Source organism: Paludicola sp. MB14-C6 (assembly GCF_030908625.1).
Lineage (GTDB): Bacteria > Bacillota > Clostridia > Oscillospirales > Ruminococcaceae > Paludihabitans.
The window spans coordinates 39,878-61,292 of the sequence record NZ_CP133133.1 but is presented as its reverse complement, the minus strand read 5'-3'; the positions used below and the strand labels follow the sequence as shown (position 1 = coordinate 61,292).

24 protein-coding genes are annotated in these 21,415 nt (G+C 33.7%); 2 read left to right on the top strand and 22 right to left on the bottom strand.

The window, feature by feature from the left end:
* Positions 1–118 precede the first annotated feature (118 nt).
* Together galU and RBG61_RS00260 are read left to right on the top strand one after the other, a co-directional pair.
* Positions 119–991, top strand: coding sequence for a UTP--glucose-1-phosphate uridylyltransferase GalU (gene galU, locus RBG61_RS00265; RefSeq protein WP_307944572.1), 873 nt, complete (start codon positions 119–121; stop codon positions 989–991).
* A 47-nt stretch (positions 992–1,038) separates the two neighbouring features.
* Entirely contained in the window at positions 1,039–1,809 is a 771-nt protein-coding gene (locus RBG61_RS00260; protein ID WP_307944571.1) for a prolipoprotein diacylglyceryl transferase, read from the top strand.
* Positions 1,810–1,883: 74 nt separating this feature from the next.
* On the opposite strand, the gene RBG61_RS00255 is transcribed toward RBG61_RS00260, so the two are convergent.
* From RBG61_RS00255 to miaA, 22 genes are all read right to left on the bottom strand, one after another.
* Entirely contained in the window at positions 1,884–2,645 is a 762-nt protein-coding gene (locus tag RBG61_RS00255) for a YesL family protein (protein WP_307944570.1), read from the bottom strand.
* An 18-nt stretch (positions 2,646–2,663) separates the two neighbouring features.
* Positions 2,664–3,299 (bottom strand): stage II sporulation protein M, encoded by a 636-nt coding sequence (locus tag RBG61_RS00250; protein ID WP_307944569.1) that lies wholly within the window; start codon positions 3,297–3,299, stop codon positions 2,664–2,666.
* A gap of 53 nt (positions 3,300–3,352) precedes the next feature.
* Positions 3,353–4,147 carry a pyrroline-5-carboxylate reductase gene (gene proC, locus RBG61_RS00245; protein ID WP_307944567.1) on the bottom strand — a complete coding sequence of 265 codons (795 nt, stop codon included), beginning with the start codon at positions 4,145–4,147 and terminating at the stop codon, positions 3,353–3,355.
* A gap of 37 nt (positions 4,148–4,184) precedes the next feature.
* Positions 4,185–5,540: a thioether cross-link-forming SCIFF peptide maturase gene (scfB, locus tag RBG61_RS00240; protein ID WP_307944565.1), complete on the bottom strand. Its 1,356-nt coding sequence runs from the start codon at positions 5,538–5,540 to the stop codon at positions 4,185–4,187.
* A gap of 65 nt (positions 5,541–5,605) precedes the next feature.
* Entirely contained in the window at positions 5,606–5,743 is a 138-nt protein-coding gene (scfA, locus tag RBG61_RS00235; protein WP_307944563.1) for a six-cysteine ranthipeptide SCIFF, read from the bottom strand.
* Between the two features lie 55 nt (positions 5,744–5,798).
* Positions 5,799–6,212: a TIGR04086 family membrane protein gene (locus tag RBG61_RS00230; RefSeq protein WP_307944561.1), complete on the bottom strand. Its 414-nt coding sequence runs from the start codon at positions 6,210–6,212 to the stop codon at positions 5,799–5,801.
* Positions 6,213–6,309: 97 nt separating this feature from the next.
* The gene (gene yajC, locus RBG61_RS00225; RefSeq protein ID WP_307944559.1) at positions 6,310–6,609 is read right to left on the bottom strand and encodes a preprotein translocase subunit YajC; all 300 of its coding nucleotides are present in this window, start codon (positions 6,607–6,609) and stop codon (positions 6,310–6,312) included.
* Between the two features lie 75 nt (positions 6,610–6,684).
* Entirely contained in the window at positions 6,685–8,070 is a 1,386-nt protein-coding gene (gltA, locus tag RBG61_RS00220) for an NADPH-dependent glutamate synthase (RefSeq protein ID WP_307944557.1), read from the bottom strand.
* Positions 8,063–8,902 carry a sulfide/dihydroorotate dehydrogenase-like FAD/NAD-binding protein gene (locus RBG61_RS00215; protein ID WP_307944555.1) on the bottom strand — a complete coding sequence of 280 codons (840 nt, stop codon included), beginning with the start codon at positions 8,900–8,902 and terminating at the stop codon, positions 8,063–8,065. Before RBG61_RS00215 ends, gltA begins: the two co-directional genes overlap by 8 nt.
* A 210-nt stretch (positions 8,903–9,112) precedes the next feature.
* Positions 9,113–10,057: a transketolase family protein gene (locus RBG61_RS00210; protein ID WP_307944554.1), complete on the bottom strand. Its 945-nt coding sequence runs from the start codon at positions 10,055–10,057 to the stop codon at positions 9,113–9,115.
* 42 nt (positions 10,058–10,099) lie between these two features.
* Positions 10,100–10,945, bottom strand: coding sequence for a transketolase (locus tag RBG61_RS00205; protein WP_307944552.1), 846 nt, complete (start codon positions 10,943–10,945; stop codon positions 10,100–10,102).
* 22 nt (positions 10,946–10,967) lie between these two features.
* On the bottom strand, positions 10,968–11,780 hold the full coding sequence (locus RBG61_RS00200) for a Cof-type HAD-IIB family hydrolase (RefSeq protein ID WP_307944550.1): 813 nt from the start codon (positions 11,778–11,780) through the stop codon (positions 10,968–10,970).
* Positions 11,770–12,705, bottom strand: a complete 936-nt coding sequence (locus RBG61_RS00195) for an RluA family pseudouridine synthase (protein ID WP_307944548.1) — start codon at positions 12,703–12,705, stop codon at positions 11,770–11,772. Before RBG61_RS00195 ends, RBG61_RS00200 begins: the two co-directional genes overlap by 11 nt.
* Positions 12,698–13,225, bottom strand: coding sequence for a signal peptidase II (lspA, locus tag RBG61_RS00190; RefSeq protein ID WP_307944547.1), 528 nt, complete (start codon positions 13,223–13,225; stop codon positions 12,698–12,700). Before lspA ends, RBG61_RS00195 begins: the two co-directional genes overlap by 8 nt.
* 110 nt (positions 13,226–13,335) lie before the next feature.
* Positions 13,336–16,116, bottom strand: coding sequence for an isoleucine--tRNA ligase (gene ileS, locus RBG61_RS00185; protein ID WP_307944546.1), 2,781 nt, complete (start codon positions 16,114–16,116; stop codon positions 13,336–13,338).
* A gap of 20 nt (positions 16,117–16,136) precedes the next feature.
* Complete coding sequence (locus RBG61_RS00180) at positions 16,137–16,997, bottom strand: DivIVA domain-containing protein (protein ID WP_307944545.1); 861 nt, start codon at positions 16,995–16,997, stop codon at positions 16,137–16,139.
* A 15-nt stretch (positions 16,998–17,012) separates the two neighbouring features.
* A complete protein-coding gene (locus tag RBG61_RS00175) occupies positions 17,013–17,783 on the bottom strand; it encodes an RNA-binding protein (RefSeq protein WP_307944543.1) in 771 nt (256 codons plus the stop codon).
* A 2-nt stretch (positions 17,784–17,785) separates the two neighbouring features.
* Entirely contained in the window at positions 17,786–18,229 is a 444-nt protein-coding gene (locus RBG61_RS00170) for a cell division protein SepF (protein WP_307944541.1), read from the bottom strand.
* Between the two features lie 4 nt (positions 18,230–18,233).
* Positions 18,234–18,938, bottom strand: a complete 705-nt coding sequence (locus tag RBG61_RS00165; RefSeq protein ID WP_307944540.1) for a YggS family pyridoxal phosphate-dependent enzyme — start codon at positions 18,936–18,938, stop codon at positions 18,234–18,236.
* Complete coding sequence (locus RBG61_RS00160) at positions 18,925–20,124, bottom strand: HlyD family efflux transporter periplasmic adaptor subunit (RefSeq protein WP_307944539.1); 1,200 nt, start codon at positions 20,122–20,124, stop codon at positions 18,925–18,927. The genes RBG61_RS00165 and RBG61_RS00160 overlap by 14 nt, the downstream gene beginning before the upstream one ends.
* A gap of 3 nt (positions 20,125–20,127) precedes the next feature.
* A complete protein-coding gene (gene hfq, locus RBG61_RS00155; RefSeq protein WP_307944538.1) occupies positions 20,128–20,388 on the bottom strand; it encodes an RNA chaperone Hfq in 261 nt (86 codons plus the stop codon).
* A gap of 72 nt (positions 20,389–20,460) precedes the next feature.
* Positions 20,461–21,411, bottom strand: coding sequence for a tRNA (adenosine(37)-N6)-dimethylallyltransferase MiaA (gene miaA, locus RBG61_RS00150; RefSeq protein WP_307944537.1), 951 nt, complete (start codon positions 21,409–21,411; stop codon positions 20,461–20,463).
* Between the last annotated feature and the right edge of the window lie 4 nt (positions 21,412–21,415).

Sequence of the window (21,415 nt, the reverse complement as noted above, 5' to 3'; positions counted from 1 at the left end):
TTTTCTGAAAAAAACAGCTATTTTTTTAAGGAAACTTCTTCCTGGAATTTTGCATTGAACTATTATAAAATATATGTTAAAATTATTAAATAATTACATCAACTTGGAGGTTATTCAGATGAAAGTTAAAAAAGCGATTATTCCAGCTGCCGGTTTAGGCACAAGGGTATTGCCTGCTACAAAGTCTATGCCAAAAGAAATGTTGCCTATCGTAGATAAGCCTGCTATTCAATATATTGTTGAAGAAGCAGTTAAAAGCGGTATTGAAGATATTTGTATTATAACCAGTAGAGGCAAAACTATTATGGAAGATCATTTTGATCGTTCCCCAGAATTAGAAGGTCGTTTACTGGCAAGCGGCAAACAAGAAATGTATAATGAAGTTGTAGACATTGCAAACCTTGCAAACATTACATTTATACGTCAAAAAGAAACGAAAGGCTTAGGCCATGCGGTTATGTGTGCCAAATCATTCGTCGGTAATGAGCCATTTGCTGTGCTATACGGCGATGATGTTATTATGGGAGATAATCCTGTATGTGGACAACTTATGCAAGCATATGATGAATTTGGACTTGGCTGCGTAGGAATTAAAACCGTTGATGCAGATGATATTTATAAATACTCTTCTCTTAAAGTCGACCTATTCCATGACAATCTATATAAAGTAACAGATATGATAGAAAAGCCAGCCACTCAACAAGACGTTCTTTCCCTATATTCTATCTTAGGAAGATGTGTGTTACCTCCTGAAATTTTTGATATACTTGAAACCATTCCAAAGGGTGCAGGCGGCGAATATCAGCTAACTGACGCTATGAAAATACTAGCACAGACTAAAGGTATGGTTGGAGTAGACTTCATAGGCAAACGCTACGATATGGGCAATAAACTTGGCGTTCTTGAAGCGATTGTAGAAACCGGTTTAAATCACAAGGAAATCGGCGAAAACTTTAAGAAGTATCTAAAAGAACTCATGAAGACACTATAGCCGTTTTTATACGTAATCGCAAAGCTATTTAGAAAGGGTTGATCTTCATGTATAACGATTTATTTCGTATAGGCTCATTAACCATTCATAGTTATGGGGTAATGATTAGCATAGGTATTCTATTTGCCATACTGTTAGCCACTAAAAGAACAAAATCAAAAGGTCTGAACACAGACCATGTTCTTAACATCATCATATTATGCATGGTCTTCGGCTTTTTAGGAGCGAAAATACTATATTGTATTGTTGAATTACCAACATTCCTCGAAAATCCTATGAGTTTCTTCTCAGGTAGCGGATTCGTAGTATATGGTGGAATAATTGGTGGGTTAATTGCAGCTATACTTTATTGCAGAATCAAAAAAATTAACTTCTTAAATTATTTTGATCTAATGATTCCATCTGTTGCATTGGCTCAAGGATTTGGCCGAATTGGATGTTTCTTAGCGGGATGCTGTTATGGAAAAGAAACAAATTCTTTTTTCGGCGTTACATTTCATAATTCCGAAATTGCACCGAATGGAGTTAAACTTATTCCGACTCAGTTGTTTTCAAGCGCAGGAGATTTTTTAATCATGGCAATTCTGTTAGTGTATGCTAAAAAAGAACGAAAAGCCGGCAAAGTTGGAGCTGTTTATTTAATATTATATAGTATTGGTAGATTTATTATAGAATATTTTAGAAACGATTATCGAGGGAATGTAGGCGGATTCTTATCTACCTCACAATTCATTTCTTTAATCATTATTATAGCAGGTGGTTTATTCTTATTACTAGATACTGTGAAATTTAAAAAAGTAAAACATAATAATACTTAGTTTCACTTTATGACCATAAACAAAAAGGCTTTTATCAGTTTCACTGATAAAAGCCTTTTTCTTGTATATATAATTTAAGTTGCATCTTCAAAGATCGAATCAGTATCCTCAGTTTTTTCATACGGATTTTCCAATCCATTGCTATCATAATATGGCTTTATTAAATAGCTATAAATATGTTGAAATGAATTAAAACATATTATCATACCAATAGTCGAAAAGCCTACTATCGCTAATAAAAGCCATCCTCCAATTGGAATTATGAAACAGATAGCTACAACCAAACCAGTAAAGATAATCGTAAAGAAATTAGATTTTATTCCTAAGATTATCATTGAGAACGCATTCTTTAATAAAGCAATAAACTTTAAATCTACCGTTACTATCAATAAATAAGTATAAAAATTCATCATGATAAATAAAACTGATAATATTGCAATAATGCCTAACGGAATTGCATATCCCCAACTATTTAACATCTTACCATAATAGAACACTAAAGAAGTATAGCAAGCTGAGGCTATAATTCCATTCACAATACTCATCAAAAAGCTTTGACCAAAGTTTTGCTTAAATGCATCCCAAAAATCCGAAAATAAAAATACAGGTTTACCCTCGTTATAATAACGAATTACTTTCATCATTCCTGCTGTTGCAGGTCCGATTGTAAAAATCGGTAGACAAAATAAAATAAATATTAAATTTAATTTTATTAGGCTTCCAAACTTTCGAAAATACAAATCAAAAAATTGAAAGAAACGCTTTTTCTCATCAGCACCTTTTTTTATGCCTTTGCCGGGCTTTGTGAAATTCCCCATGCCTAAAAATCCAGCCATTTTTAACCTCCTATTTTTTTAGTATATCTGAAAAATTCCTGAAAACAACGCAACAAATGTCGCATCGACAAGAGCAGAGAGCACAATAAAAGATAATAAAATTAAGAATTTTATATTATACATTTTCACAGTACTTGAGGTAACCATTTTTTCTCGGTCCGGTAAAATACTGATGAAAAACATATTAGAAAGCTTTATTGATTCTCTGCACCCAATAATAATTGCAAAAAGCGCTATTGCAGTTTGCGGAACGATAATTAAAGCACTATAGCCTATTCCCTTTAAACCATATGTTAAATACAAATTACCTAACGTTGCCCCAAGCCCTAATCCTTTGAACAACGGAACAAATAACGTTCCTGCTTGACCGATTGCACTATATCCTAAAAGATAAGGAATAACCAAAAATAGCGCAGAAGACAAGAATGAATTTATCATTAAAGAAATAATACTCTGGGTTCGATGAGATCCTACATATTCCTTTGTAATAATATTCAGCTGTTTTAGCAAACTACCTGATTGAGACTTAATAAGCAAAGTGCCGTAAATCATACCTACGATAAATAAAAGTATAATCGCCAAAAAAATATAATTATTTTTACCAATTGAATTGTCGTGACCAAGTGAATGGTCATGAAAACTTGTCCTACGCAATATAATCATCCTAACACTTTTTTTCAATATATATGTTAAGAATCCATAAAATATTACTTAGAAAGTTCATATGCACGATTTACACATTTTTTACAAGCATCTGTTACTACATCTTGCAAACCTGAGTCTTTAAAAGACTCTAATCCTGCTATTGTAGTTCCGCCTTTTGAAGATACCATTTGAATCAGCTCTTCGATGGTATATCCGGATTCCATCATCATTTTCGCACTACCGATAAGTGTTTGAGAAAATAAGTTCAAACATACTTTTTCATCAAGGTCAACGCTTTTTCCATATTCAATAAAACAGCGAGCAAATTCATAAATAAACGCAGGAGTACTGCCATTAATCGCAATTACCTCGTTCATTTTATCAGGTGAAACGACCTCGGATATTCCGGCACTATTAAAAATTTGTTGAACAAAGTTAAATTCATCAGCAGTAACTTGGCTGTTATGTGATAATGCAGATGCACCAAAACCAAGCAATAACGGCGTGTTTGGCATAACACGAACTACCTTTACATCAAAACCCAAAATGGTTGCAATATACTCTTGGGTGATACCTGCAGCAATTGAAACAATAACAGTATACTTGGATAGATGCCCTTTGATTTCAGTTAGCACTTCTGAAAAATTTTGCGGTTTCACAGATAAGAATAGAAAATCGATATCTTTTACCATCTCTAATATACTGTTGCACGCATGTACTTGAAACTTTGCCAAAGCACTTGCTTTTTCAAAATCCACATCATAAGCATATAGCTCAACATTCATTTTTGCTTTTGTAATTCCGGATATAATTGCAGTTGCCATATTACCTGCGCCAATAAATCCAACTTTATTCATAATTACCATCCTTTTATACTGTCTTGACAATAAAATATTATGCCAAAGCTGCTTTCATCATAATTGCACATTCTAAACGTTTCTTTTGCATCTCACATGAAATCTTATGTGGTTTCAAAATATCGCCTGCATATTGCAAATTGTTAGCGTTACAGCCACCACTACAATAGAATTTCGCCCAGCACTCTTTACATTCGGATTTGTTATATACATTTGCTTTTGCAAAATTAGCTTTCATTTCTTTATTAAAGCTGCCATCATACAAGCTACCCATTTTCCACTCTTCCATACCAACAAATTGATGACATGGATAGATATCGCCGTCAGGAGTTACCGCTACGTATTCGTTACCACAGCCACATCCACGAAGACGTTTAATTGCACATGGGCCTTGATCTAAATCCAACATGAAATGGAAGAAGTTAAAGCCTTTACCCTCTTTTTTCTTTTCAATCATTTGCTTCGCCAAATCTTCATATTCTTCAAAAATTCTAGGCAACTCTTTTTCGGTAATTGCATAATCCTTTGTATCAGCAGATACAACTGGTTCAATTGAAATTTGATCAAAACCAAGCTCGTTTAAGTGCATGACATCTTTTGCAAAATCTAAATTGTGTTTGGTGAAAGTTCCTCTAACATAGTATTGGTCATGCCCACGTTTTTCAACCAATTCTTGATATTTTGGTACAATAATGTCGTAACTACCTTTTTGATTGGATGTTGGACGAAGTAAATCGTTTATTTCTTTTCTTCCGTCAAGGGATAAAACAACATTTGACATTTCTTTATTGATGAAATCTATGTAATCGTCATTCAGCAATACGCCGTTTGTTGTAATTGTAAAGCGGAAGTTTTTATTATATTCTTTTTCTTTGCTTCTTGCATATTCTACAATTGATTTTACAACTTCCATATTCATCAATGGCTCGCCGCCAAAGAAATCTAATTCTATATTTTTTCTGCCCTTTGAATTTTCAAGCAAGAAATCAATTGCCATCTTACCGGTAGACTCGTCAAGAAGCTTTCTTCCTACGCCAAAATCTCCTGTTGAAGCAAAGCAATATTTGCAGCGTAAATTACAGTCGTGTGCTACGTGTAAGCACATTGCTTTTACCGGTGCAGAAACCATCATATTCGCAAACTTTTCGTAATCATCGCTTGAGAAAAGCAACTCATTGTCATACAATTCTTTTAGTTCAGCGAAAGATTCCAATATGTCTTGCTTTGCATATTTATTTGATAGCTTAGAAACCACATCATCTGCTAGCTCATCTGCTAATGGTGCTGAGATATAGTCAAGCATTTCATAGGATAAATCGTCTATTACATGAACCGCACCACTATTTACGTCCACTACGATATTAAATCCATTTAATTTATATTTATGTATCATTCTGTTCCTCCATAATAATTGTAAAATACATAAAATAAAGGGACATTATCTGTCCCTTCGTTTCGTTATTTTTCGCATTTTTGATTTGCAACGGTACAAGATGTTTTGCAAGCAGATTGACAAGATGCTTGACACTCTCCGCAACCGCCTTTAGCAGCAGATTTCTTTAAATTTGCTTTATTTAATGTTTTAATATGTTTCATATCGCGACTCCTTTTGATGTTTATATTCTAATTTTATCACATACAATAGAAAAAATCAATATTTAATACGTTTTGATTTTTTATTTACGCCAACAATTCCGCCAACAGCAGATAAAACTACCATGAGCAACAATTTAGCTAATGTCAGCCAAGTTGGAACAGGATCACAAAAAATCAATTTCATTATAAGCAGTAGCAAAGCCATAATTGTACCGCATGCAGCACCATATAGCATTCCCTTTTCTTTTATCATTCTGCCATTCATATAACCCGCAATAAATCCGCCTAAAGCCGCAACAAAAATAATAATCATATCTGCAACTAGAATTGGAATATCTATTTTACACATCACAATGGAAAACAACATGATTAGCAGAATGGTTACAACTTCGCCAATTAAAACGCTCAATAAAGTCAACTTTGTATGTTTACCAAGATTACTATTCTTGCCATGCTTCAAGTTATCCACAAAAACTCCTCCTTAAATACACTATTAAAATATATTCAAAGGAGGAGTTATTTAATACTATTTAACTATTTAATTCAACGCAAAACTGCATTTTAAATTATACGCTTGGTCCATCATCATGAACAGTTTCATTTGTTTGAATTGCCCAACGTTTAATTCTAACTTTAGTTCTGTCGCCACCAGTTTCAAGCAATACAGTATCTTCTTTAATACTTACAACAATACCAACAATACCGCCAACAGTGATAATTTCATCACCTACTTGAATATTGTTACGCATTTGTTGAATTTGTTTATCTTTTTTACGTTGTGGTCTGATTAAAACAAAGTAAAAAACAGCAATGATTAAAGCGAATGAGCCTAATTGTAACATTAAAGCTCCAGTTTGTCCACCCATATTTAAACCTCCATTTATTATATAAGAACTATTATATCGTAATAACTGATTGAAATCAATAATAAACTGTAAACATTATTGATTTTGAATGTAATGATCAATAGATTCTGCAGCAGTTTTACCGGCACCCATTGCTAAAATTACAGTAGCAGCACCTGTAACGGCGTCACCACCAGCATAAACGCCTTCTTTTGTTGTTTTCATAGATTCATCAGCAACCAAGCATCCTCTTTTGTTTGCTTCTAAACCTTCTGTGGTAGAACGAATAAGTGGGTTTGGAGATGTTCCAACTGAAATAATAACACTATCTACATCAACAATAAATTCAGAGCCTTTTATTTCAACTGGTCTGCGTCTTCCTGATGCATCTGGCTCTCCAAGTTCCATCTTTACGCATTTCATACCGCAAACAAGACCATTTTCATCACCAATAATACGGTTTGGATTCGTTAATAGCATAAATTCAATGCCTTCTTCTTTTGCATGATGAATTTCTTCTAATCTTGCTGGCATTTCTTCTTCTGAACGTCTGTATACAATGTATACATGTTCTGCTCCAAGACGTTTTGCACAGCGTGCAGCATCCATTGCGACATTACCGCCGCCAACAATAGCAACCGCTCTGCTTTTCTTAATTGGTGTATCGTAGTCTTCTTTATAAGCCTTCATTAGGTTAATACGAGTTAAGAATTCATTTGCAGAATATACTCCAACTAAACCTTCGCCTTCTATTCCCATAAAACTTGGAAGTCCAGCACCAGAACCAATAAATACAGACTCATAGCCCATTTCAAAGAGCTCATCTACTGATAAAACTTTTCCCATAACCATGTTAGTCATTATTTTAACGCCTAATTGTTTCAACTTTTCAATTTCTCTTTTTACGATATCTTTTGGGAGTCTAAATTCAGGAATACCATAGATTAAAACGCCGCCGGCATCATGAAATGCCTCAAAAATAGTAACTTCATAGCCTTTTCTTGCTAAGTCACCGGCACAAGTTAGACCAGCAGGGCCTGCACCAACTACAGCTACTTTATGGCCATTAGATGCAATAGGTTCTATTTTATCTGTACCGTTTTTCATATACCAATCAGCCACAAATCGTTCCAAACGGCCGATTGCTACAGGCTCGCCTTTTATTCCTCTAACGCATTTTGATTCGCATTGGGATTCTTGCGGACAAACACGTCCACATACTGCAGGAAGAGCATTTGTAGAAGTAATAATTCGGTAAGCCTCGGCAAAATTACCTTTTTGCACTTCCGCAATAAATTCTGGGATACGAACATTTACAGGACAACCATTTACACAAGGCTTATGTTTACAATTTAAGCAACGATTTGCCTCTTCAATTGCCATCTCTTCCGTATAGCCTAATGAGACTTCTTCAAAATTCTTGTTACGAATATTCGGATCTTGCTCAGGCATAGGTAATTTATTCAAAGACATATTAGGCATTCTCTGTTCCTCCCATCAGTCTACAATTAGCAGATCTTGTTTCTTCTTTTTTATAAAAGCTGTTTCTACGCATCAGCTCATCAAAATCCACAAGATGGCCATCGAAATCAGGTCCATCTACACATGCAAATTTAGTTTCACCGCCAACTGTAACTCGACAGCCACCACACATACCTGTACCATCAATCATAATTGGATTTAAGGAAACCATTGTATGAATCTTATATGGTCTTGTTACATCACATAAAAATTTCATCATTGGAACCGGCCCAATTGCTATAACTATATCATAGCGATTGCCTTCATCAATTAACTCTTGTAGAGCGTTGGTAACGAAACCTTTTTTTCCATAAGAACCATCATCGGTTGTTATAATCAAACGATTTGATACAGCTTTCATTTCATCTTCTAAGATTACAATATCCTTGTTTCTAAATCCAGCAATCAAATCGACCTCTACACCCATTTCATGAAGTTGCTTTGCTTGTGGATATGCAATTGCGCAGCCTACGCCGCCGCCAATTACACATGCCTTTTTCACGCCATCAAAATGTGAAGCTTTTCCCAATGGTCCAACAAAATCCAAAATATAATCTCCAGCATTTAACTCAGCTAATCTTTTTGTAGACTTACCGATTGTTTGAAAAATAATTGTAATGGTACCATTCTCACGATCATAATCTGCAATTGTTAAAGGAACACGCTCGCCTTTTTCGTCTACACGAAAAATAATAAACTGACCTGCTTGAGCTTTTTTGGCAATAAAAGGAGCATAAACTTCTAATAATACAACATTCTCATTTAAAATACGTTTATTCTTTATTTCAAACATAATAACACTCCGTTTTTGAAATTTTTTATATCAAAACTTGCAAATTATATAATTTAATTTACATTATAGGATTCATTATATAATATTTTCAACTGATTTGCAACTAAAAAATCCAGCTAATAACCTTCGTCAATTTAGTAAAATTAGTATAATTCTCTTGATTTCTATATTAATAGAAGCTGTTCATTTTTATGAACAGCTTCTGAAAGTTTATTTCATTGTTAATGCTTTTTTGCAAGTTGCAACAATATTGTCTGCCGTCAACCCATATTTCACAAGCAACTCTACAGCCGGTCCAGACATACCGAATACGTCGTTTACTCCAACTTTTAATACAGGAATTGGGCTGTTTTCACAAACAACTTCGCTCACTGCACTTCCCAAACCACCAATAATATTGTGTTCTTCAGCAGTCACAATAACTCCTGTTTCCTTTGCAGCTTTTAAAATAATCTCTTTATCCAACGGTTTAATTGTATGAATATTAATCACACGAGCATTTATACCATCTTGTTTTAAAGTTTCTGCAGCTTTTAGTGCTTCAGCTACCATTAATCCTGTAGCCACGATTGTAATATCGTTTCCACTTACTAACTCAATGCCTTTTCCAATTTCAAAGTTATAATCTTCATGATCGTTAATTACAGGAACTGCTAATCTGCCTAAACGAACATATGCTGGGCCATCATAGCTTAATAATGCTTTCATACAAGCTTTTGTTTCAACATCATCAGATGGGTTAATAATCGTCATACCAGGAATTGTTCTCATTAAAGCAATATCTTCGTTGCATTGATGAGTTGCGCCATCTTCACCAACAGATATACCTGCATGGGTAGCACAAATATTTACTTTCAAATGTGGGTAACCAATTGAGTTTCTGATAATCTCAAAAGCTCTTCCTGCGGCAAACATCGCAAATGAACTTGCAAATACTTTTTTACCTGTTGTAGCAAGACCAGCTGCCACTCCTAACATATTTGCCTCTGCAATACCACAATCTATAAAACGTTCTGGAAATGCTTTTTTAAACATTCCGGTTTTTGTAGCAGCAGCTAAATCGGCATCAAGAACAACTATATTCTCATCCTCTTGTGCTAGTTCAACCAGTGCAGCACCATAACTATCTCTAGTCGCAATCTTTTTATCGGACATATTCATTCTCCTTCATTTCTATTTCACGCAAAATGTTGATATCTATTCAGCTTGTACTTTTTCTAATGCTTCATTTAATTCAGCCATTGCAATATGATATTGCTCTTCACTTGGCGCATTACCATGCCATGCAACATTATCATGCATATAAGAAACGCCCTTGCCCTTAAAGCTCTTTTGTACAATTACAGTAGGTTTTCCTGTAACAGTTTTTGCTTCGTTGAATGCAGCTTCAATTTCATCAAAATTATGGGCATCAATTGAAATTACATGCCATCCAAAAGCAGCAAATTTATCGGTAATTGGATTTGGAGACATAACTTCATCTATACGTCCGTCGATTTGAAGGCCATTATTATCAACAACAGCAACCAAGTTATCCAATTTATAGTGTGCTGCCATCATTGTAGCTTCCCATACTTGGCCCTCTTGAATTTCGCCATCGCCTAACATTGCAAATACTTTATAATCTTTATTTGATAACTTAGCTGATAATGCCATTCCACAAGCTGCAGATATTCCTTGTCCTAAAGAACCGGTGCTCATATCAACACCAGGTGTTCCTTTCATATCAGGATGTCCTTGAAGCATAGCACCAACTTTTCTTAGTGATTTTAATTCTTCGATAGGGAAAAATCCTTTTAAAGCTAATACTGAATATAACGCAGGTGCACAATGTCCTTTAGAAAGAACAAAGCGATCTCTGCCTTCCCATTTTGGATTCTTAGTGTCAACGTTTATTTCGTTGAAATAAATATATGTCAAAGTATCTACACAAGAAAGTGAACCACCCGGATGACCGGATTTTGCATTATAAACGCCTTCAATGATACCCATGCGTGCTTTTAATGCTAAGATTTCAAGTTCTTTTTTTCGTGTTTTATCCATTACAAATCCTCCATTTAAATATTTATTTTTCTGAATTGTTTATCAGATAGTCAATAAAATCAGCAAGACCATCGTCCTCACAACTTTTTACGATAATATTTGCAGCTTTTTTCACGTCCTTAACTGCATTCTCTACTGCTGCTCCGATTGCAGCTTTTTTTAACATTTCAACGTCATTATAATAATCGCCAATTGCCGCAGAATCAGATAGCTTTTTGTTGTAAAATCCAATGAGTCGCTCAAATGGATAGCCTTTTGAAATGCCACTTGCCATCATTTCAAAGCAATTTCCACCGGATTCCACAAACTCCATATCTTCAAATCGTTGGTTTAACATATCCTCAACAAAAGGTCTGAATTCATCATCATTCGGTACAAATAAAACTTTACAGCAGCAATCAGGATAATCTTTCTCTTCAACATAATTAACTGAAAAATTTGTTCCTCTAATAATTTCTGCAACACGTTCATTACTTGAAGCAATATAATATCTACCATCATCAGTAATTAGCTCAATACCGACATTAGGATAATGATGCTTTGCATAAGCTACTACTTGTTTATAACTTGGCTCTAGATACTTACACCATAAACTCTTCTTATTTTTGATATCGTAAATCAAAGCGCCATTATTAGCTATTATAATGCCATCAACATCCAAAGCTTCCAATATGCTTTTAGCAGAAATAGGAGAACGACCTGTTGCAACTGCAAAGGTTCCACCTAATTCTTGAAACTTTTTGATGGCTTGTTTATTTTTTTCTGATACAATACCCGAAATAGGAACAATTGTACCATCTAAATCAGAAACTAAGGTAATATCTTTAACCCTCATTGTTATTTCCCTTCTTGATTTTATCAATAAAGCTTTTAAAATAATTCGGAAGTTCACTCGAAAAATATAATTGCTCTTTCGTTATTGGATGAATAAATCCAATCGTTTTCGCATGAAGACATTGACCGTTCAACGCTTTGATTACTTTTTTAGGCCCATAAACATCGTCACCCGCAATTGGATAACCGATATATGCCATGTGTACACGAATTTGATGGGTACGCCCCGTTTCTAATCGTAATCGAATATGAGTAAAATCCTGATAACGAGCAATTACTTCATAATGAGTAATTGCATTTCGAGAATTTTCTTGCGTGACACACATCTTTTTTCGTTCTAATTTATGGCGTCCAATAGGCAAATCAATTGTTCCACTATCGTTTTTTACGTTTCCATATACAACAGCCTCATATTCCCTTAAAAAACTGTGCTCTTTTATCTGCTCTGATAAACCGATATGTGCTTTATCGTTTTTTGCAACAATCAAAAGTCCACTGGTGTTTTTATCAATACGATGAACAATCCCCGGACGAATTACACCGTTAATTCCTGAAAGTGAGTCTTTACAATGATGCATTAAAGCATTAACCATTGTACCGTTATAATTTCCTGCTGCTGGATGGACAACCATTCCTTTTGGTTTATTCACAACCAACAAATCGTTGTCTTCATAAACAATATCAAGTGGAATATCTTCTGCGGTTACTTCAAGCTCAGATAATTCGGGAATATTTACTGAAATGCTATCATTTTTTCTTAGTTTATAGTTTTTAGCAATTACTTTATTATTTACTAAGATATTGCCATCTTCAATTAGTTTTTGAATACTGGAGCGTGATTGTGACTCCATTTCATTTGCCAAAAACACATCAAGCCTAACACCAACCATATTCTCATGTGTTTCAAATGTATAGTTGTTATTCATTATCATCCCTACCGAGTTCTGTTGAAGAATCAGCTTTTACTATCTTATTTTCTATTACACTAGTCTTTCCTTTTTTACCCTCAAAGAAAATCAGATAAATCATAACTAAAATTGTGCCGACAACAACGCAACAATCTGCAAAGTTAAACACAGCGAAGTTAATTAATCTAACATCAAGGTAATCTACAACAAATCCTCTAAAAGCTCTATCGATTAAGTTTCCAACTCCGCCACCAATAATTAACGCCAAAGACCATAAAAAGAAATTACTTTTCACCTTATTCATTAAGATAAACACAATTGCTGCAATAATAACTAAAAATGTAACACCGATTAAAAAGATTTTTTTTCCTTGCATTATACCAAATGCAGCGCCCTTATTTTCAACATAGGTTAAATGGAATATATCTTCAATAATTGGATGTGTAGCAATTGGTGAGAGATATATAATTGCTAATTCTTTAAATAGTTGATCAAGACCAATTATAAGTAAAGAGAAGGATAATGCAAAATATTTCATATTTATGACCATCCTTTTCATTGAGCATATTAAAAGCCACTTTTTATTATGCTCCTTAACTTGACAACAAAATTGACGTTATATTTCAAACGCCAATTTTGTCAAAACTTTTATTTCATAACTTCTGCGCAACGTTTACATAGCGTTGGATGTTCGCTATCACAGCCTACGGTATCGCTGTAAATCCAACAACGTTCACATTTTTCACCGGTTGCACTTTCAACTGTTACAGATAAACCTTCCATATCTCCAGCAAAGTTGCCTTTACCGTTTTCAATATGAACTTGAGAACAAATAAAGATTTCAGCTAAATCTTCACTCATGGAATTCAATAAATCAGCAAGTGTGCCATCACAATATAAAGTAACTTTTGCTTCTAATGATTTACCGATTACATTTTCTGTACGTTTGATTTCAAGTGCTTTTTGTACGTCGTTTCTTACGTTGTAAATAGTATCCCAATTTTCAACAAAAGTATTATCAACTTTTACATCAATAGAACGATACATTTCATTAAATAATACAGATCCTGCATCATCCGCTTTTTTATGAGGCATAAAGCTCCAAATTTCTTCGGATGTAAACGCTAAGATTGGTGCAATCATTCTTGTTAACGCATCTAAAACAATATACATTGTTGTTTGAGCGGAACGTCTGCGATCACCATTAGCAGCATCACAATATAATCTGTCTTTTATAATATCAAGATAGAAGCTTGACATATCAACAACGCAGAAATTGTGGATAGCATGGAATACAACATGGAAATCTAAATTTTCATAAGCTGTATTTACTTTTTCAACCAAACCATTTAGTTTGTATAATGCAAGCTTATCTAAATCAGTTAACTTGCTCATTTCAACCATATCTGTATCAGGCTTGAAATCATATAGGTTACCTAAGATATATTTCGCAGTATTACGAATCTTTCTGTATGCTTCAGATAATTGTTTTAAGATATCAGATGAAATACGGATGTCAGAATGGTAATCTGAAGATGCAACCCATAATCTTAAAATATCAGCACCATATTGCTTAATAATTTCTTCAGGAGCAATACCATTACCAAGAGATTTAGATTGTTTCTTGCCTTCACCATCAACAACCATACCATGAGTACATACTGCTTTATAAGGTGCAACACCTCTCCAAGCAACAGACGTTAATAATGATGATTGGAACCAACCTCTGTATTGGTCAGCACCCTCTAGATATAAGTCTGCAGGCCATTGTAGATAATCACGTTCATCGCAAACAGCAGCATGAGAAACACCGCTATCAAACCAAACATCCATAATGTCGGATTCTTTTGTAAACTCATTACATCCACATTCACATTTAAAGTTAGCAGGTAAGAATTCAGATGGATTCTTAATATACCAAGCATTAGAGCCTTCTTTTCTGAATAACTCTGAAATAGCTTTAATGGATTCATCATTTACTACAGGTTTATTACAATCCTTACAATAAAGAATTGGAATTGGAACGCCCCATGTTCTTTGACGAGAAATACACCAGTCGCTACGGTCTTTTACCATGCTCTCAATACGTTTTTCGCCCCATGCAGGAATCCATTTAACTTTTGAAATCTCTTTTAAAGCGTCTTCCTTAAATCCATCAATTGAGCAGAACCATTGTTCGGTAGCTCTGAACAAGATTGGATCTTTACATCTCCAACAGTGTGGATATTGGTGATTAATTTTTTCTAAAGCGAAAAGATTATTGGTTTCTTCTAATTTCTTAGCAATAGCTTTGTTTGCAGCATCAGTTGTAAGACCTGCAAATTCGCCTGCTTCACTTGTTAGCTTACCTTTTGAGTCAACTGGTACAACAATTGGAAGCTCTTTGTAGTTTTTACAAACTTCAAAGTCCTCAACACCATGACCAGGAGCAGTATGAACACAACCAGTACCACTTTCAAGTGTTACATGGTCACCATAGATAACAAGAGATTGTCTATCTAAGAATGGATGTTGTGTTTTCATGTATTCCAATTCGCTACCTTTGAAGCTGCCAACCGTTTCGAATTCTTCGATTTTTGCAGCTTTCATAGTAGATGCAACTAAGTCTTTTGCCATTACAAGATATTCATTATTCACTTTTACAAGTGTATATTCATAATCAGGACCTAAGCAAATTGCAACGTTACCCGGTAATGTCCAAGTAGTTGTTGTCCAAATTACAAAGTACACATCTTTTTTATCGATACCAAGTTTTTCAAATATGCCTTTATCATCAACTACGTTAAATTTAACATAGATAGAATTGCATTTATCTTCAGCATACTCAATTTCAGCTTCAGCAAGTGCTGTACCACATCCACTACACCAGTAAACCGGTTTTAAGCCTTTATAGATGAAGTTTTTCTTTGCCATTGCGCCGAAAATTTCAACTTGCTTTGCTTCAAATTCAGGTTTTAAAGTTAAATATGGGTTATTATAGTCAGCAATTACGCCAAGACGTTTAAACTGATTCTTTTGATTTTCTACAAAAGATTGAGCAAATTCTTGACAAATTTTTCTTAAAGAAATAGCATCAATAGATGTAGGATCAACGCCGTCTTTTTTCAATGCTTTTAACTCGATAGGAAGTCCGTGTGTATCCCAACCAGGAACATATGGAGCCTTAAATCCAGTCATATTTTTATGTTTTACAACGATGTCTTTCAAAACTTTATTCAAAACATGTCCTAGATGTATATCACCGTTTGCATATGGAGGTCCATCATGTAGAACGTATAAAGGTTTGCCTTCATTTTTCTCCATTAGTTTGTAGTAAAGTTCATTTTTTTCGAACTCAGCTAGCATTCCTGGTTCCCTTTTTGGTAGATTTCCACGCATAGGAAATTCAGATTGCGGAAGGTTCAACGTATTATTGTAATCCTGTGCCATTAATTTGTTTCTCTCCTTGATTATAAATTACTATCTTTATGCGTTCCAAACGCTAATTCACCATATTTTTCGATAATGTTATTCTTTCTTTGCAAACGAGAATTAAACTCGTTTTTCAATTGCTCTTTTTCTTTTTCATCTAAATCCAATGGAGCAGTAACAGAATTACGATATCCATTAAATTCACGAGTATGTTCTTTGGAATCCTCTTCAATATTATTATCTGAATCAACAATAGCAGAGGTTATTGTTTGCATTTCAGAAGCAATAGTTTCTGATTTTTCTTCTACTACCTCTTCTGTTGATGTTTCTTTTGGTTGTACTTCAACAGGCTGTTTTTTCTCAATTGGGGGTTCATTATTAGGTTGCTCTAAACTTGGTAAATTAGATAACAAATCTAAATGATTTTTATATTGCTTCAAAATGGCAGATCTAAAATTACTTACCTCCATCTTCATAGCATCTAGTTTTCTTTGTTCCCAATCGGTTTCTTTCTTTATTGAGATAATTTCCATATTGGCTTTATGCAAAGAATCTTTTGTCATAATCTCTACTTTTGTTTTTGCTTGAGAAAGCAATTCATCCGAAGTTGATTTTGCTTCTTTTGTTATTGCTTCTGCTTTTGCTTTTGCCTCGTTTAAAATAGAAGAACCTAGCTTTTGCGCACCTAATAAAGCTTCCCGAATACTTTCTTCATCTTTTTTGTATTCTTCAATTTTATCAGCTAGTATTTGTAATTTATATGTTAAATCTTCATTTTTAGCATTCACGTCATCAACATATGTAGCAACGGTTTGTAAAAACGCATCTACTTGATCGGCACGATAGCCTCTCATGCCTGATTTTTCAAATTCTTCTTCTAGTATCTGTTTTCCTGTCATTAAGCCAAGCCCTCCTTATATTAACTTTTTAACCTCTATAAAATATCTACTTTTTTTCGTTAATTTCAAATCATCGCCGATAATATATTTTCCTTTTCCCCTAATAGTAATTACATCATTGGGTTTTACAATATAAGATATATTATCCACATCAAAGTAATTTACTTTTACGCGCCCAGAAACAATTGTTTCAACGGATATTGTTCTACTTTTTGCAAGTAACAAAGCCACAATACAGTCTAAGCGCAAAGAAGCAACAGTCCCATTTATTTCTTCATATTTATCAATTTTTTCAATATTACAACTCTCTGATAATGATGGTGTAACATTTACCTTTCCCACTTTATTTAGATTTACTAATATAAAATCGGAAATTGTATTCATTACAAAAAACAAGACTTTATCAGTATCAATTAGAATATCGCCAATACAGGTTCGCTCTAATTGAAGTCCCATTAGTGAGCCTAAACAATCTCGATGAGAAATTTCATTTCGATTGCTAAATGATAGTTGAATTTTATCAATCGGAAACATATCAAAACTGGCCTCAATATCCTCGGGAAAAATTCCAAGCACATTGCGGTCGCAATTATCTGTTCCACCATAAAAAATGAAATTGCCGTAACGTAATTTTGAAAGCTGCTGTTGTGCAATTAACTGTTGGCGTTCATCTAAAAATCCTGTAAACTTTACTTGATTTTTATATTTAGCAGCACTCACCATATTACTGATATTTGCTTTTAAATATTCATCTTGCTTTGCTATCTCAAGGTTATTTGAATTCATATTTAGAAATAAACACCATTGTTTTCTAATTCATCAATTAAATCGCCCATAATATCAACGTTATAAGGCGTTATGATAAAAGTACTGTTTGCTACACGCTTAATTTGACCGTTGTTTGCATATGCAACACCACTCAAAAAGTCAATCAATCTTCTTGATAATTCTTTTGTAGCAGATTCCAAATTTAATACAACAGTTCTTTTGGCATTTAAATGATCTGCAATTGTACTTGCATCTTCAAATTGTTCCGGTTTAACTAAAATCACTTGTAATTGTGTAGTAGCATGTATATTAACAACTTTATTTGCTTTTTTCTCAATTTCTGCTTCTTCATAAGAATGATAATCAGGTTCGCTTTTTTTTGAAGTTGGCATAAACTCTACCTCGTTTTCATATTCGTCATCCAATGAAACAAACATTCCCTTAAATTTGTCTACTAAACCCATAGTACTAACCTCCAATATTTCTTTCTCCAAATAATGCACTACCAATTCTGACGATATTGGAATTATGCTTTATTGCCATTTGATAATCCGAAGACATCCCCATAGATAAATAGCGAATACAGCTATTTTCTAAATGAGCATCTTTTAAATGATTAAATAATGTATTCATTTTGTCAAAATAAAATTCTGTATTGTCCTTTGGAGGTATACACATAACCCCACACAATTTAACATTTGTTAATTGAGTAATCTGCTCGGCAATATTCATAACTTCGGTTGGAATTAAACCTTGTTTAGACGGTTCTTGTCCAATGTTTACTTCTAATAAAATGTTCATAAACAAATTGTTCTCTTTTGCTCTTTTGTTAATTTCATTTGCCAATTTAAAAGAGCTGACTGATTCAATCATGTTTACCTTATCTATTATATACTTAACCTTATTTGTTTGCAAGTGTCCAATAAAATGAATTCCTTGCTTTTTTATATGATAATCTTCATATTTTGATAGAAATTCTTGTACTTTGTTTTCACCAATTAGGTTGATTCCATTATCAATTGCTAAATTTACAAATTCTGGCGGTACCGTTTTGGTTACCGCCATAATATTGACATCATTTAACGTTCTATTTGATTTGAGACAGCTTTCTGCTACCTGATCTTGAATATTTTTTAGACGCTCAAGAAGCTTATTCTGATCATTTTGTTTCATGTAAATCTTTCCCTTTAGTAATTACTTTATCATAAACAGAAACATATTTGGTATCCGAATTGGACTTGCTTACAAGAATATCATTATCTTCATAAACCGGATCAACCAAACGAAAACGAACCGTTTTTCCTAATAGAGTATATACACCCTTTTTGCCATTTTCAACTCGAATAGCTTCTTTTGGTATTTGAATTCCGGAATATGATTTCATAATTGCTTTTGGCTTTTCAAATCGCATAGTTGAAATATCTTCATCAAAGAAATTTCCAGTAAATACAACCACGCTCTTTTTATTATCTTTTTCAGAAATAACATCAACCACAGTTGCAGTGACTTTCTTTGACACTTTGGAGCTGAATTTTAACGTAACAGCTTGTCCTTTAGCAAAAGACTCCGCATCTTTAGCGTCAATTAAAGAAACAAAGTGCCATGTAGTATCAGATTGAATGCGTCCTACATTCTCTTGCGGTTGCGTTTTCTTATTTTTAAGCTTTTCTTGTACATCATTGATGGATATGGATTTTAAAGAATCTAATGTAAACACTGTTTCAAATCCATCAACATAATTACAAAAATAACCGGCTTTATTTGTAGTTACATCGATATTTTTATTGGATATCTCCGAAGTTAACTTGGTTATTTGATTATCGATATTAGTTATTGTTTCGGAGATATTCGCATTTTTGTTGATACTCAGCTCTTTTTTATTGATGTTAAGCAGCAAGTCTTTATAGGTGTTATTCAGGTTAGTGAGGTTGCCATCATCAACTTGTTTTAATAAATCTAATTGGCTTGCACTTACTTGATTGCTGATTACATCGAGTTGCTCTGTGTTCTTTGTTTTTAAGGCTTCTTGAAGAATTGATTTTTGTTCTTTTAGTTTTTCTACTTTTCTTAAGTTGTACAAGTCACTTTCGTTTTCATACATTCGAGCTATGGTTGCATCTTTTGGAATTTTATCAGCATTTTTAAACCTATAACTTACAACACCTTGTTTTTTTGTATCTAAAACAGTTTCGTCTCGGACAAAAAATCCATCAAGGTCTACATCGTAGATATAGGTTCCTTCTTTTACAATTTCCGTTTCATATGGTTTATAAAAGCTGACATACGCTTGATATCCAACATAAGCGAATAACAAAAGTGATATTACAACTGCTACTATTTTTGATGCTAAGGAATTCATAAATTATTTGCTCTGCGTTTCATTAGTATTTTCTTCTTTTGTTGCTGACTCTAAAATAGAAATTGGTCTTGCTGGGATAATTGTAGATACAGCATGCTTATATACTAGATTTTGCTTACCGTCACAATCCAGTACAATTGTAAAGTTATCAAATCCTCTTACAATGCCTTTAAACTGAAATCCATTCGTTAAGAAAATTGTTACCGCGATTCTCTCAACTCTAGCTTGGTTTAAGAAAACGTCTTGCAGGTTAATGTTTTTCATACAATTTTCATCCTCTTCTTTATTTTTGTCGTTTCAAATGTCTTATAAATCTATAAAACTTATAGAATTATCTTAATCATAACATACATTAATAAAATTATCTATAGAATTATCAATATTTTTTTGTAATAATTGTATATTTTCATATTCATCTGGATAAAACCATTGAATTTCATCATCTCTACGGAACCATGTTAGTTGGCGTTTGGCATATCGACGAGTTTGTTGTTTCAAATTTGCAATAGCTTGATCTAAAGATAATAATCCGTTAAAATATGGCGATAACTCCTTATAGCCTATGGCTTGCATTGCAGTAGAAGCATATTCACTAGATAATATTGTACTTGCTTCTTCTAATAACCCATCTTGTATCATTAAATCCACTCGTTGGTTAATTCGTTGATATAATATGCTTCTATCTTTATAATTCAACCCTATTTTTAACGCATTATATTTTGAAGGAACTAATCTACTGTTACGTTGATGCTCTTCCATAGTGATACCCGTTAATTCATAAAGCTCAATCGCCCTTACCACACGAGGTATATTGTTGGGATGAATTGCTGTTGCTGAAACAGGATCAATATCCATCAGCTTTTGATGTAATGCCTCTGCACCATTTTGTTCTGCAAATGAATAGAGTTTATTACGTATCGTATCATCACTTTGAGTTTCACTAAATTGAATATTATTCAACAGTGATGCGACATACAGTCCTGTTCCACCCGCAATTACAGGTATCTTTTTTCGGGAATAAATATCTGCAATCACTTTATGAGCTAGTGCAACATAATCTGCAACGCTAAAGGATTGATTTGGTTCTAAGAAGTCTATCAAATGGTGCGGCACGCCATCCATTTCTTGAATAGTTGGTTTTGCTGTACCAATATTCATTTCTTTATAAATTTGCATACTATCTGCCGAGATAACTTCACCATTGTATTTTTTTGCAACATGAACTGCTAGGCTTGTTTTTCCGGACGCAGTTGGACCTACAACTACAATAATCGGTATTTTATTCAATTTC